The organism is Flavobacterium fluviatile (assembly GCF_010645065.1).
Lineage (GTDB): Bacteria > Bacteroidota > Bacteroidia > Flavobacteriales > Flavobacteriaceae > Flavobacterium > Flavobacterium fluviatile.
On record NZ_JAADZW010000032.1, the window covers coordinates 1 to 15,394 of the forward strand.

At 35.4% G+C, this 15,394-nt stretch carries 11 protein-coding genes; 5 read left to right on the forward strand and 6 right to left on the reverse strand.

Annotation, left to right across the window (positions count from 1 at the left end; all coding sequences use genetic code 11):
* Window positions 1-322 precede the first annotated feature (322 nt).
* From GXM17_RS19770 to GXM17_RS19790, 5 genes are all read right to left on the reverse strand, one after another.
* Complete coding sequence (locus tag GXM17_RS19770) at window positions 323-889, reverse strand: REP-associated tyrosine transposase (protein ID WP_163401246.1); 567 nt, start codon at window positions 887-889, stop codon at window positions 323-325.
* A gap of 768 nt (window positions 890-1,657) precedes the next feature.
* Window positions 1,658-3,712, reverse strand: coding sequence for a RagB/SusD family nutrient uptake outer membrane protein (locus GXM17_RS19775; RefSeq protein ID WP_244307445.1), 2,055 nt, complete (start codon window positions 3,710-3,712; stop codon window positions 1,658-1,660).
* Window positions 3,713-3,755: 43 nt separating this feature from the next.
* Window positions 3,756-6,989, reverse strand: a complete 3,234-nt coding sequence (locus GXM17_RS19780; RefSeq protein ID WP_208796467.1) for a SusC/RagA family TonB-linked outer membrane protein — start codon at window positions 6,987-6,989, stop codon at window positions 3,756-3,758.
* A gap of 988 nt (window positions 6,990-7,977) precedes the next feature.
* Entirely contained in the window at window positions 7,978-9,108 is a 1,131-nt protein-coding gene (locus GXM17_RS19785; protein ID WP_163401248.1) for a leucine-rich repeat domain-containing protein, read from the reverse strand.
* A 239-nt stretch (window positions 9,109-9,347) separates the two neighbouring features.
* Window positions 9,348-9,896, reverse strand: a complete 549-nt coding sequence (locus GXM17_RS19790; protein WP_163401249.1) for a type 1 glutamine amidotransferase domain-containing protein — start codon at window positions 9,894-9,896, stop codon at window positions 9,348-9,350.
* 655 nt (window positions 9,897-10,551) lie between these two features.
* Here GXM17_RS19790 and GXM17_RS19795 point away from each other — a divergent pair.
* From GXM17_RS19795 to GXM17_RS19815, 5 genes are all read left to right on the forward strand, one after another.
* Window positions 10,552-11,010 carry an SRPBCC domain-containing protein gene (locus tag GXM17_RS19795; protein ID WP_163401250.1) on the forward strand — a complete coding sequence of 153 codons (459 nt, stop codon included), beginning with the start codon at window positions 10,552-10,554 and terminating at the stop codon, window positions 11,008-11,010.
* Between the two features lie 129 nt (window positions 11,011-11,139).
* Window positions 11,140-11,514 carry a nuclear transport factor 2 family protein gene (locus GXM17_RS19800; protein WP_163401251.1) on the forward strand — a complete coding sequence of 125 codons (375 nt, stop codon included), beginning with the start codon at window positions 11,140-11,142 and terminating at the stop codon, window positions 11,512-11,514.
* 234 nt (window positions 11,515-11,748) lie between these two features.
* Window positions 11,749-12,294, forward strand: a complete 546-nt coding sequence (locus GXM17_RS19805; RefSeq protein ID WP_163401252.1) for a hypothetical protein — start codon at window positions 11,749-11,751, stop codon at window positions 12,292-12,294.
* Between the two features lie 150 nt (window positions 12,295-12,444).
* Window positions 12,445-12,915, forward strand: coding sequence for a hypothetical protein (locus GXM17_RS19810; RefSeq protein ID WP_163401253.1), 471 nt, complete (start codon window positions 12,445-12,447; stop codon window positions 12,913-12,915).
* A 177-nt stretch (window positions 12,916-13,092) separates the two neighbouring features.
* Complete coding sequence (locus tag GXM17_RS19815; protein ID WP_163401254.1) at window positions 13,093-13,776, forward strand: YiiX family permuted papain-like enzyme; 684 nt, start codon at window positions 13,093-13,095, stop codon at window positions 13,774-13,776.
* A gap of 199 nt (window positions 13,777-13,975) precedes the next feature.
* On the opposite strand, the gene GXM17_RS19820 is transcribed toward GXM17_RS19815, so the two are convergent.
* A complete protein-coding gene (locus tag GXM17_RS19820) occupies window positions 13,976-15,394 on the reverse strand; it encodes a gluconokinase (protein ID WP_163401255.1) in 1,419 nt (472 codons plus the stop codon).

Consider the following 15,394-nt stretch of genomic DNA (forward strand, 5'->3'; position numbering starts at 1 on the left):
GTTTTGTTTATTAATTGTTAGTATTTCAAAGATACATTTTCATATTTTTAATCTATGTCAAAGATATGAGCCCCGATGGGAGGGAAAATCCTTTTATTTTTTCCTTTAAAAAATAAAAGATTGGAAGGACAGCGGGAATAAAAGCTATTATGAGGACCAATTTTCTGCTTCAAAAAATAATGAAAACCTCTTTGGTGCTTATTTGCAACGAATACAAAATGATAAAATTTAGGTTTCAAAAGCCACACGAAAGGATTTGTGCGGGAGCCCCACACGAAAGGATTCGTGCGGGAGCGATGTATTAACTTTTAAAACCAGAGTTTTAAACTTCAAACATCCTAAATACAACTACATCATCAATAAGTCCTTGCTGTCCAGAATAATCAATAGCACTACTGTACACATAGTCTTCAGGTTTATATACTAAGCCGGCTTCGACTGGATTATTATGAACATAGTCTATTTTTTGCTGAATGACTTTATTACTCCACAATTCTATTGGGTTGTTGTCATGACGCCAAAATTGGTAATGTTTTACATTTGAACTCTTTTCGGCTTCTTTTCTGAAAAAATCCAATAGAAATTCTTTCCGACTCTCTTTTGGATTTTCCTGTATGCTTTTTACTATGGAATTACTGGTAAATCTTTTTAAATCCCCCACTAATAACTCAGGTTTTTGGCCGTTTATACTACGAAAAACCAAATGCACATGATTGCTCATAATACACCAGGCATGAATTTCTAATCCTTTGTTTTTTTGACAATAAAGAATGCTTTCAATAAACAAATCTTTGTATTCATTTCGGGTAAACACATCTAACCAGCCTACTACTGCAAAACTTATAAAATACAATCCATCAGGATTATGAAATTTGTAATTCCTACTCATTGATAAAAAATAAGATTATTCTGTAAATATATAGATTATTTATTTTATGTATATAAACAATTAGTTATAATGTAGTAAGGAAATTAGGTTTCAAAAGTCCACACGAAAGGATTCGTGCGGGAGCGTGTGTATGATAAACAATCAGTAATAAGATAGTGAGGAAATTAGGTTTCAAAAACCACACTAAAGGATTCGTGCGGGAGCGTGTGTATGATAACAATCAGTAATAAGATAGTGAGAAAATTAGGTTTCAAAAACCACACGAAAGGATTCGTGCGGGAGCGTGTGAAATTATTATTTTTTTATTATCGAACTGATTTAGTGAAGTGGCAGGCAAGAAAGTTAGGTTCCAAAAACCACACGAAAGGATTCGTGCGGCAGCGTGTGTATGATAACAATCAGTAATAAGATAGTGAGAAAATTAGGTTTCAAAAACCACACGAAAGGATTCGTGCGGGAGCGTGTGTATGGATAACAATCAGTAATAATATAGTGAGAAAATTAGGTTTCAAAAACCACACGAAAGGATTCGTGCGGGAGCGTGTGAAATTATTATTTTTTTATTATCGAACTGATTTAGTGAAGTGGCAGGCAAGAAAGTTAGGTTTCAAAAGCCACACGAAAGGATTCGTGCGGCAGCGTGTGAAAATGTTATCTTATGAAAAGCCGGCAAATGTCTCTGAAATGAGCCGCATTTTAAAACAAAAAAAAACTCTCCATGATATTTCTATCCTGTGAGAGTTTTTTGTTTGTAAATACTAATTAATTTTATTTATAAGCAGGGTGCTGTGTCAGGTTTGGATTATCAATCATCGGATGTCCTGCTGATTTGTTGGCAAAAGGCAGTAATTCTGATTTATTTGCCTGAAATCCATAGTACAATCCGTCAGAACCATCAGAAGCTTGTATCCAGTTTGGATAAGTCCCTCCGTTTTCAGCAGAGCCAGTTGGTTTTGTGTAGATAATTGCCCCAATCTGAAGCACATTAAACCCGCCGGTAAATCCAACTGTTTTACGGGCATTCCCATTATAAGCACTTGTATAAGCTTCAAACATCCTTACAGGATACCACATTTCACCAGGTGCCACAGTAAAGCCGTGAGCTTGTGCAATACTGGCCGTTTTTGCGCGGAAATCAGCGTATTGGGCAGCTGCAGTAGGGATTGACTGGATGGATGCAATCTCAGCAGGATCGGTCAGGTCGATATACTGAACTGCCAGAAACGGGTCTCCGTATGCTTGTGCGTCATAACGAAACTTATACAAACGGTGAGTTGAAATATTGGCATAAGCATTCTTTCTGTCTGAAAGATCTTTCATGCTTTGTTTTGTCGCTTCCAGTTCTGTTGCCAGACGGTTCATTCGAATCAAATCCGTACGCAGATTGAATTCATTCGCAAATTCCCATTTACGCTCCTGCACAATAGCATCTTCAAAAGCTTGTTTTCCTACAGGGATAGGCATTGAGCCAATACCTGCACGGGTTCTTACTTCTAATAATGCATTTCTGGCAGGTCCTGTTGGACCGTTGTTCAAATAATTTTGTGTTTCTGCATACATTAATAATACATCTGAATAACGTAAAACAGGTATGTTAAGATTACGCTGTGCTGCCGCTTGTGGCTCCTTACACCATGAAATACGGAACTTTCCTGGCATGATACAAGAATACGTAGTTCCTACATCTACCCATTTATCTGTTGCTGAACCGTTGTTAAGGAAGTAAACACTATATGATGTACAGGAAACATCACGGCGTGTGTCGTTTTTATCAAATGACAAATAATAGGTTGGCAGCATAAACTGCAATGCTTTACGTGAACCAAACAAACCTCCTCTTGATCCCGGATGTGCATAAACACCAAAATCAGAATTTGTATTTGGCCCTAAATTGGCTATTTCCCAAAGCATCTCAGGGTTAGTTGCAGCAAAGTTACGCTGCGCAAAATTATACCATAAATATTCAAATCCACTTTTGCCACCCTGAGCTGTAACTAACCTGTTTTCGTTTTGATTAATAACTGCCTGACATGCGTCATTGGCAATTTGATAAAGCTGATCTGCACGGTTAGTATCACTGCGGCGTGACATCTTTAAAGTAGAAGGATCATTAGTTTCCAGGTTCCATCTTAATGAATATCCTCCTGCATACAAAGCCACACGCGCTAATAAAGCATAGACTCCTTGTTTTGATAAACGTTCGGCAGTAGGATAGCCGCTTGCTGATTTCCAGGGTACATCCTGTACAGCCGATTGAAGGTCAGCTATAATATGATCATAAATCTCATCACGAGGGGAACGTTTAGGATAAAACGTGTTTGGATCGTCTGCATCCATTTCGTCAAGCGGTGTCCATACGGCAGGAACATCACCATAAATACGAATCAAATTATAATAGCAGAAAGCACGTATTGCTTTTGCTTCTCCAATCATTGATTTGGTTTTATCTGTTACAGGCATTTTACCTATCCGACTGATGGCAATATTAGTCGATTCAATAATACGATACTGTTCTTTATAAATGGTTGTAACGGTGTACGGCGTTATTGCATCATAAAAATAATTGCAGATATTATACTTTGAATTATTAGTAGTTCCGTCTTCAGCAGAATGAACTACGGTTTCTCCCGCTCCCAATTGATAAAACATTTCGGAGTGAATTAAATTACGATAACAGCCCTGAACAAAAAGATCAGCAGATGGTTCGTTTTTAAACACTGTTTCGGTATCCAGGGTATCGTAAGATGGCGTATCCAGGAATTCGTCGCATGAAGTCATACAAAAGAATAAAGTAAGTACAGACACTACAAATATCTTTTTCATCTGAAACAATTTTATAGTTATTTCTTTCATGATTATTTTTTTATTAAAATGTTAAATTAAGTCCCAAAACATAGCTTCTTGATCTTGGATAAGCTGAGTTATCGTATCCCGGAGTTACTGTAACTAAATCATTATCAGCAGCAGAAACTTCAGGATCATAACCTGAATAACCTGTTATGGTAAACAAATTGTTGGCTGTAAAATACAAACGAAGATTAGAAATATGTGCTTTTTGAGTCACTTCATGAGGCAGCGTATATCCTAATGTTAATTGCGCAAGGCGCAGGTAAGAACCATCTTCTACAAAATAAGAAGAAGGATACGTAATATAGCTTGAGTTAACCAGATTCAGCGCAGATGTACGTGAGGACTGATCAGGGTTCAATTCGCTGATACGGTCTAGTGTAGTTGCCTTAACTCCGGTTACAGGATCTATTAGACGATAATAGTTGTTTCCAAATTCCTCAGGAACGTTCTGAAAAAGAGCATAAGGGCTTGTACTGTGTTTTGTAGCATTATAAATATCATTTCCAACACTAAATGTCATAAAAGTGTTAACATCAAAGCCTTTATACGAAAAAGTATTCGTAATACCTCCAAAATAGTCAGGAGTACCATTACCAATTTTAACCAGTTTTCTGGTAAACTGATCCCCTGCTTCGTTATCTGCAGCAAATTTAATATCACCCGGGCTGGCAGTTCCTGTCGCTGGCTTAACTACACCAGGATTTAAGGTAAATGTACCATTGGGGTTTTGTGTAAAATCATCTGTAGTATAAAGTCCTTCATATACATAACCATACATATCCCCTAATGATTCTCCAACTGTAGCATAATAAGTTACCGTACCAGACCTGTTATTTCCCTGAGCAAAAGCCCTTTGAGTCTGTCCGTTTTCTAAAGAAAGCACTTTAGATTTATTGAAAGCAATATTAAAATCTGTTGTCCAGCGGAAATTATCTGTTTTAAAATTTACAGTGCTAAGAGTAAACTCCCATCCCCGATTTTGCATGCTTCCGATATTTTCATAACGATTGGCATACCCTGTAGAAACAGGAACTACACTCTTTAATAACATGTCGGCAATTTTATTATTATACCATTCTGCAGTAATATCTATGCGTCGGTTAAACAAAGAAATATCAAGACCAATGTTGGTAGCCTCTAAAGTTTCCCACGATAGTTTTGGATTTCCTAATGTTGTACTTGGTATGTATGCAGGATTACCAGGGGTATTATTCATTGGATAATCTGCCTGTGCTATTGTAGTCAGGAACAAGTTACTGCCCACACCATTATTTCCGGTCATACCATAACCCAAGCGCAGTTTTAGATTATTGATAGTATTGTTTATTTTTTTGTCTTTAAAGAAACTCTCTTCAGAAATTTTCCATGCTCCGGATATAGAAGGGAAGGTACCCCATTGATACCCTTCATTGAATCTTGATGAACCATCTGTACGTATCGTTGCAGCTATAAGATAGCGGTTGTCATAAGTGTAATTTGCGCGTGCAAAGAAAGAAGCAAGTGCAACAGGCGAAGGCATACTTACTTCCTTATTCAATACCGTTGCATTATCAATATTATTGAGTCCAAAGTTGGCTTCCGGAAATTTTATAAGAGTTATTTCGTTGCTCTCTGATTTACTGTAAAGCACCTCCTGTCCCACTAAAGCGCTGACATCATGCTTGTCGCTAAATGTTTTTGTATAGTTTAATGTATTGGCAATCTGGTAGCTGTATTTTTCTTCATTTTCAATTTTTCCATTGATACCTGTATTAATAGGATCTGTCAATGCCGCTCTTGAATTAGCATCCGAGAAATTAGTAGCTTTGCTGCTTGAAAAAGTATATTGTCCTGAAGTACGCCAGGTGAAGTTTTTCAGAAAATCAAATTCAACACCAGCATTAAGAAGAATATCACGGTATTTTTTATTCGACTGAGATGCTTCATTTTCTACCAATGGATTTTCAGTATCATAAGCTGAATCTAAAGCAGAAAAATCACCATAAGTTTGTGTGTTTAGCATCTCATCCAAAGTAAACAAAGTTCCCCCGTTGATAGGCTGCAACAGAACATCTTTCATCGCGTTGTAAGCTCCTCCTCCATCTGTTGACCTGCTCGTAAGCATAGTATTGACATCTAAACGCAATCCTTTAAACAGTTCAGAATTAATCTTAGTACGAAATGAATTTCTTTTATCATTATGATTCGCTATAATACCTTCCTGATTATTATAATTATAGCTTAACATAACCTGCGTTTTTTCGTTTCCGGTAGATACCGACAAGTTGTTATTTTGGGTTATCCCTGTTCCTCCAAACATTTTTTCCTGCCAGTCAATGGCTGAAGCTGAAGCATAACGGCTGTCGATACGTCCATACGCGCCAGAAGCAAAACCAGGTGAATTTGTTGCGAGGCTATTGTCAAAAACGTTACTGTAAGAAGCTGGTTTTGCCTGAAGTGTCGCAATTTCATACTGGTACTTTACAAAGTCCTGAGTATTCGACATCATATCCATTTTCTTAGAAAGCTGGTCAAATGACATAAATGAGTTATAAGACACAGTAGTTTTTCCTTTTGCTCCCGATTTGGTTGTGATTGCAATAATACCATTAGAACCACGGGATCCATAAATAGCTGTTGATGCAGCATCTTTTAAAATATCAATACTTTTAATATCATTAGGATTAATTACATTTAAGGCATCATCCATCTGAAACCCATCAACAATATAAAGCGGTTTGGTACTCTGGGTTAGTGAAGTTCCTCCACGAATGGTAATATTAGTGCCAGCCCCGGGCGCACCGCTTGTTGTTACAATATTCAGACCGGCTGCTTTTCCCTGTAGTGCCTGCGCTGCAGTCATTGCAGGAACTGTGGCTAATTGTTTAGCCGTAACAGAAGATACCGCCCCGGTCAAATCGGATTTCTTTTTAGTACCATAACCTACCACAACAACTTCCTGCAGGAGGGACAAATCTTCCTTCAGGACTACATTATAACTTGTTCTGCTGTCAACCGTCACTTCCACTGTTTTCATTCCAATAAAAGAGAAAACCAAAACGTCTCCCACATTGGACTTTATCTGAAAATTACCATCAAAGTCTGTTTGAGTACCCTGTTTTGTACCTTTAATAAGTATACTGACATCTGGTATAGGAAGTCCGTCTGTTTCTTTTACACTCCCCGAAACTGTTTTTTCCTGAGCGTTTGCAATAAAACCGGCAAAAACCAGAGATATACAAACACAAAATTTAAATAAAGATTTTCTCATAGACTTTATTTTAGTTTAATTAATAAATTGATTTTTATAAAATCCTTAAGTTATGAAATGTAAAAATAAAGTTAATTTCTGCCCTGACTGTCCTGCGCTCTCCTGCAGTTATGATAAATAATGACTATAAAATTTATTTAGATAAAAATTTTATCCTGTTTAATTAAATAAAAATTTAAATTATTTCTTAATAAATCATAATAGTAACATTTCCCTTAAATGAAGAATCAGGAATTGTTTAGTTTATTTAAGTAAGATTTAGATAAAGAAAGCGTTAGACAATTATTTAGAATTAACTCGTTGAAATACAATAAAATAGCTTTATTCAAGAATTAAATCTAATTTGATCTGCGAAAATCCTTTAAAATCTGCGTGAAATACGCGTATTAATTTTTAACGCAGATTTACACAGATTAAAGCAGATTTAGACAGATTCATTTGTAAGCTCATGCGATAGAATTGAAAAAAAATAATTTCACCCAACGAGTTTTACCTTAATTTGAGGGTACATAAAGTAAAACAATGAAATCAAAAGCCACACGAAAGGATTCGTGCGGGAGTGTGTGAGTATTTAACGGACAACATAAAAAAATACAAGACCAAAAATTGAATTTTTCTAAATCTGGATAAACTAATCTTTTTACATTTTCTGACGAGCAAATTTCCTGCTTTGCGAAATATTATCTTGAAATATCTGCGCGAATCTAAATTGTAAATAGTGTCTATTTTTTTTTGGAACAGTTCATTTGATACAGTCTCATTTCAGTTAAATATTATAACTTTTTCTAATTAAAAAATTATTTTTTAACCCGTTGGGTGAAATTGATTTAAAAAAAATGATTTGCTTATAAAAAGTATAAAATCGGGAGTAAAACATCATTTATAACTTAAGGAATTGATGTCATCCTGAGCGGAGTCGAAGGCTTTTGAATACGAAAGGGCTACGACTCCGCTCAGCCTGACATTATTTTTAATTTCACCCAACGGATTATTTTTTAATCATTTTTGTGGTTGTAGAACCATTTTCAGATGATACTTTTAGAAAATATAATCCGGAAGTTAAGTGATGTGTTTCAATTCTTCCACCTGGATTTAAAGTTTGACTTAAAAGAACTTTTCCGGTGCAGTCGATCATTTCTATTTGTGCATTATTTTTTTCTTTCAATTCTAATGTAATTTCATCCGAAAAAGGATTAGGATACGCCACCACTTCTTTTTGAGAACTAAAATCTGTTTGTCCTAACGTTCCTTTTGCTACAATAGATTTAAATTTACTCCATTCTTCATGTGCTTTATAAGCTGCTACACTCGATGCAGGAACTTCCAGGATACAATTGTATAATGGGACGCCCTTAAAAAAGTTCGCAGTAATCGGTAACGGAACTGGGGAATCACACACAACGGATGTCAAAGGGCTACTATTAAAAACATCATCTGAAAGGGAAGTGAGAGATGAGGGTATGTTGACACTTTTTAGTAAAAAGTTAAAACCAAACCCCTTTTCACCGATTGTAGTAACTGAGTCAGGAATAATAATTGACTTTAATATAGTACCATAAAAAGCAAAAGAACCAATAGTAGTAAGAGATTTTGGAAATACTACAGACTCTAAATTTGAACAATGAAGAAAAGACATTTCAGGTATAGTAGTTATAGAATTTAAGAATTCTACTGATTTCAATTGGTAACAACTCATCAAAAACCTCTTTCCAACCGATGTTACAGAACTTGGAATCTTCACTGAAACTAAACTCGAACAAGTTTCAAATGCTGATTCTCCAATCGTAACAACCGAATTTGGAATAGTTATTTCGGTTAAGTCTCTACATGCATTAAAAGCCTTAACTCCTATTTCAGTAATGGTATTAGGGATTGATATGGTTTGCAAAAGGGCAGAATTCTCAAATGCACTGTTACCAATGGCTGTTACAGTGTATTGTTTTGAGTTGTATGCAACAGTTGAAGGTATAACAAATGTTTTTGGAAAGCCATTCATCTTTGAAAAAGTTACAGTTGTTTCACTTGTAATGGTATATTGCGCATTTTCAATTAAAAAATCCTGTGCTGCCCCTCGGGTAACACTCATAAAAAATATAAATAATAGTACTACTTGTTTCATGATTTAAATAATTTGAGAAATTTGTAAGACGAAATTAGAGTTTTGTCATTCTTCCTCCGTCATTATAAATAAGTATTTTGCAGTATTGAAGGTGCTTTTTTTGTATAATTGATTTCGACACAAGATTCCGAAATAGGGAATTTGTAATCCTTGACCCAAAATATTTTTAAACTGTCAATAAAAAAATGCAAGACCAAAAATTGATCTTGCATTTTTCTAAATCTGGATAAACTATTGTTTTATACCGTCTGGCGCTCGTGTTTTCCTTCTTTAATTTCTTCCACCATCTTTTTATTAAAAGCAGGTAAATCATCAGGGTTACGACTGGTTACCAATCCGTTGTCAACGACCACTTCTGAGTCTTCCCATTGTGCTCCGGCATTTATTAAATCGTTTTTAACAGAAAAGAACGAAGTTACTTTACGACCTTCCAAAACATCAGCATCTACCAGAATCTGAGGACCATGGCAAATTGCCGCTACCGGTTTTTTGCTTTCAAAAAAAGAACGAACAAAATTTACTGCTGCTTCTTCTCTTCTTAATGAATCCGGATTCAGAACACCTCCCGGAAGTAACAGGGCATCATAATCTGCTTCATTTGCCTGATCCAGTACTACATCAACATTATATTCATTGCTCCAGTTGCCATCTTTCCACGCTTTGATTGTTCCTGACTTCAGACTGATGATATCTGCATTCCATCCCTGTTCTTCCAGATAGGCTTTAGGAGATGCTAATTCTGACTCTTCAAAACCGTTTGTAGCTAATATTGCTATATTCTTTTTCATAATTTTAATATTTAAAAACGTTATTAATTTGATTTATTTAAAATTACTTATTTAAGACAGGAGGCGGAAACACAGCATGTTAAACCTTTCTTTAATAAAAGTTAATTAATTGTTCTTCAAATAATTATCAAAAATTAAATTAAAATTATATAAAACTGATGTTATCTTAGTTTACTATTTTATAGCATAAAAACCAGAAGAAAATAATTAGTTAGATGAGCAATAAAATGGGCATTCCAGAGAGAGAATTACCGGATCTGTAAAAAATTCTGATTGAAAATGAATCATATATTTCCCTTAATATATTTCCATGATATGTCAGTTGGCACCAGCGCCCTTTCTGAACGCAAATAACAATCTTGTTGTCACCCATAAATTTGTCGCTTAGCCCCGATTGCAGTGAAAATCCTTGTGTGCCGGGGTTCGGCACATAAGATTGGAACGAAAAGCGGGACGACTTTTGTAATGAAATGAGATTTTCTGCTTCTAAAAAAAAATCAAATTGTGCAGATATACAAAACGTTATCAAAAATTGAACAAGAAGCTATCCGCTTTTTATAGCCCGCAAATTGCTGTTTTTTGAGTATCTTTAGAATAAACTATTTAAAAAGTTCCGCTACATTCGGGACAACAGTCAATTGCTAAAATTTTACTGATGAAACAAGAAACTTCAAACACCAGAATTATAAAAGCTGATTTACCTAACGTTTTTGATGCTTTGTCAAATCCTGATTCTATAGTGAAATGGCAGATTCCAGGCGATATGACAGGAAAAATTCATTTCTTTGACTTTAGAATTGGCGGAGGTTACTCGATGTCACTTTATTATCCTGCAGAAGAAGGCAGCATGGGGAAAACAGAAAGAAACGAAGACAGATTTACATCAAAATTTCTGGAAATCGAAAACAATAAAAAAATTCTGGAAAGCGTAACATTTGAATCTTCCGATGAAGATTTTGCCGGAGAAATGCTAATGCAGATTGATTTGGAAAAAGTAGAAACAGGTACTGCTGTAACTTTTACATTCAGGAATATTCCAAAAGGGATTGACCCGAAAGATAATGAAGAAGGGACAAAATCGTCTCTTGAAAAACTTGCCAAACTTTTAGAATAAACTAATAGTAAACCAGACACTTACAGACAAAAATCTATTTACAATCAAACTAAATGTATGTTAAAGTTTAATTTCCCTTTTTATAATTAGCTGAACTTTGTATGACTGTTTAATCTAAAAAAAGTGATTATGGAAACGCAAATTATTGAATTAGAGAAAAAATATTGGCAGGGAATGGAAGACCACAACTACGAAACTGTTAAAGAATTTACGCGCTTTCCGTGCATTGTAGCCGGCAAACATGGTGTGCAGAACGTAGATGAACCTACTTTTAAAAAAATGTTTGAATCAGGTGAAGGAGCAAAAATAAAAGTTGTAAATATCTCCGGAACCGAAACCCGGATGATTGGCGAAAATGCTGCAGTAATTGCCTATCTGATTGAATTAGGAATAAAAGACGATGAACAAAAGGCTCCTATGAAATGTGCCTGTACTTCTACCTGGGTCAAAGAAAACGAAAGCTGGGTGTGCGTGCTTCATACTGAGTCGGAAGTATCAACATAATAGCTTCCTACTAATATTTAATGTTACAATGCTGGTCTCCAAAAGAGAGTTAATTTATTGACTAACCAACCTCGCTTTGCAAATCTGAACGAGGTTGGTTTTTTATTCAAAAAAGTATAAAACAAGAACCAAACAAACATAACACACTGTTTTTCTGTAAATTAAATATATTTTCATAACTTCGTTTCATTAGAAGCAGCCTACTTTTCAAAATAAAATCAAAATGAAAAACTTATGGACGACTTATTAAAGACAATTTTAGGCAGCTCAATAGTGACAACCATTTTAACCAGTGCTATTGTCTATTATTTTCATAAAAAGACCGAAAGAAATAATGCTGAGATAAAACATGAATTTGACAAAATCGCACAAATACACAACACCGACTTTGAATGGAGAAAACAAACTACCGAACTTCTTGGACAGGTTTATGCGCATTTAAACAGAACCCGGCTTGCATTTGAAAATACTTATTCGAAGCTAAAAAAATATGACTCCAATTTTGAAGATGAAATAATGTACGCTTCTAACAAAAAAATACGGGATATGCTTTTAGAAAACGGACATCATCTGCCTCCGGAACTGCTAGGAGAAGCATCAAAACTAATTGAGCATTATGATGCCTGGCTGATCAAATATCATACAATAAGAAAAGTCAATGAGGATAAAAATACCATTCATGTTTATGTTGGGCCTGACGGATTTGCATTTCCCGAAAAAGCAGAAGGAATGTTTAAAGAAAAATATGAAGAAATGTTTCAAAAAATGAGACAGCTTTAAGTGGTATAGTAACTTGCTAAAATTATTTTTCGCTTATCACCATTGTAAAATCACTAAAAATGATTACAAACTTTATCTGATTTTGAATTTAATTTGTAAAACAAATCTTAAGAAGATTTGTTTATAAAAACATTTTAAATCATGATAAATATGACAAAGAAAAGATTTTTAATTACAATCCTGACACTTGTTGCTACTATTACCGTTTCTGCAAAAGTGAGGATTCCTTTTGGAAAAATTGACAAAATTGAAATTGTAGCAGAATTACCTGATAATGAAAAATATACTGCTACTGAAGGCGGAAAAGATTATCTGGATCTTGCCACACTGCATCAGGAATATAATATCGCATGGGTAATTCCGGCCTGGGTTACGCAGGAGCCAAAATTAGTACTGGCAAAAAAAGACTCTGATGTATATTATGAACTTACTGAGCAACAGCTTGCCGAAATTATAAAAGACAACAAATTAGATAAAGAAAGTCTCCTGCAATTAGGTCTTTATACGAGATATGGGGGAAAAGTAATTTTATTTTTGGTTATTGGACTCATTATTTACGGTATTATTCCAGGCAAAGATGACGAAGAAGAAGCAGAAGAAGTACAACCGACTAAGGCTTAAAAATTTTTAATTTTATATAAATTTAACCCTGCTATTTCAATAAAAGCAGGGTTTTATTTTTATAATTTCAGCAATTTTGCCGTAGTTTGTCTGGTTCCGGAATATAAATCTTCTTTTTAAAATTTCTGCGCTAATCTGTAAAAAATAATTATACTTTTAGGTTTTTAAATATCTAAAATGAAAAAGCCCAAATACCTCATACCCGGAATTACCTTTTTACTTAGCTTTTGTTGTGCGCTGTATGTAACGCTTCAGGTTTTTCCTGTCAATCCGTTTTTATCAAGCAAAACAAAAGGAGAAATAAGTTTTCCTGATAAAATTCAGGATGGCGATATTATCTTTCAAACTTCTGAATCGCCTCAGTGTGAAGCGGTACGAATTGCAACCAATTCCAAGTTTTCACATTGCGGGATTATTTATGAAATAAACGGAAACCTGTTTGTTTTTGAAGCTGTTCAGCCAGTAAAACTAACCCGTCTGGACAATTGGATTACACATGGAAAAGATCAAAATTATATGGTAAAAAGATTAAAAAATGCTGCCAAAGTACTAACTCCGGACACACTGCAGAAAATGAAAGACTACAGCCAGCAGTTGATGGGCAAAGAATACGATGCTTTTTTTGAATGGACCGATACCCGAATTTACTGTTCCGAATTAATCTGGAAAATCTATAAAAACGGGGCTAACATTGAATTATCGAAACTACAGGAACTGAAAGATTTCAATTTAACTGATGAAAGGGTTAAAAAGATTCTGAAAGAAAGATATGGTAATGACATTCCATTGGAAGAAAAAGTGGTTTCCCCTTCTAATTTGGCAGATTCTGATTTATTGGTAACGGTGATTGATACTTATTAAGTTAAGAACCAATTTTGTGTCTTAAAAACCTCCATATGAAATTACAGAGCAATGTCATCCCGACGAAGGAAGGATCTTCGTTAGCATATGCATAATATAAATCATATAAAATGTGGAGTTTCTTGTGGGGATGCTTCCTTCGTCAGCATGACAAATTTGTGTGAATAACTATGTTGTCAAATAATACTCCTGCATGTCTCTACAAATCCCTCAATACTGGATACACCTTTTTAAACTTAGCAAAAGCCTCTTCATACACTTTTTTATGCTTACTATTAGGAAGAAAAGTTTTTCCGGTTTTATTTTTTGTATTTAGATCGATCCCTAGAGATTTCATTCCGATTAAAACAGCGCCCCAGGCAGAACCTTCAATAGTTTGCGAGGTCTCTACGGGCATCTGAAAAATATCGGCGACCATTTGCAGCCACAATTCACTTTTTCCGAATCCACCGCTGGCCATGACTTTGGTTTTTCTTCTTTTTTCGGGATTGGGAAGTAAAATCTCTGTAATCTGGAACAATCCGAACAAAATGCCTTCCAGAGTTGCTCTTACCAAATGCGCTTGTGTATGTGTAATCTGCATTCCCAGAATTGATCCTTTTGCTGAGGCGTCCCAGATAGGTGCTCTTTCACCCAATAAATACGGTACAAAAAGTAAACCTTCTGAACCGGCAGGAATTTTTTCTGCTTCTTCAAAAAGGACTTCAAAAGATTTATCTGTTTTTAATAAAGTTTCGCGAAGCCATTGCAGAATAATGGCACCGTTGTTCACAGCTCCTAAAGTCAGGTATTGATCATCCATCAAATGATAACACTGGGTACGCATTTGTTCATCCAGATACGGTTTGTCAATGGGCAATCGCACTGCTCCGCTTGTACCAATGGTCAGCGCCATACAATTTTTATTCATCGCTCCGGTTCCTAAATTGGCCAAAGCGCCGTCCCCTCCTCCAATTACATATAGAAAATCATCTGAAATGCCTTTGCATTGATGTGTTACCTCACAAACGACAGATAATTGTTCCTTTTTAATATTTAAAAATTCAAGCACTTCATCATCCCACTGCAAAGTATGGATATTCAACAATCCCGTTCCGGAAGCCATTGAAGTATCTGTGCAATATTCTCCCGTCAAATGATGCCAGACATATTCTTTAATGCTGATGAATTTATAGGTTTTGGAAAAAACTTCCGAATCAAATTCCTTAAACCAGGCTATTTTGCTCATAGGCGAAAAAGGATGAATAGGTATTCCGGTTTTCTGGTAAAAATGCTTTCCTTTTTCAGATTTTTTAAGTTCTTCGGCAATTCCCATCGCTCTGTTATCAGCCCATAAAACAACATCTGTCAATGGTTTTCCGGTTTCATCAATAGCAATAATACTTTGCATTGCCGAACTGAAACTAATAAACTCAGGCTGAATGCCTTTTGTAATTTCGCCGATACAGTTTAGAACCGTTTCCATAATCTCCTGTGGATTTTGTACACTCCAGTTTGGTTCCGAATGATACATTTCATAAGATCCTGAAACCTGTCTGATTACATTTCCGTGTACATCAAAACTGATTGCTTTTGTAGCCGTGGTACCAATGTCGATTCCGATATAAAGTGATTCCAT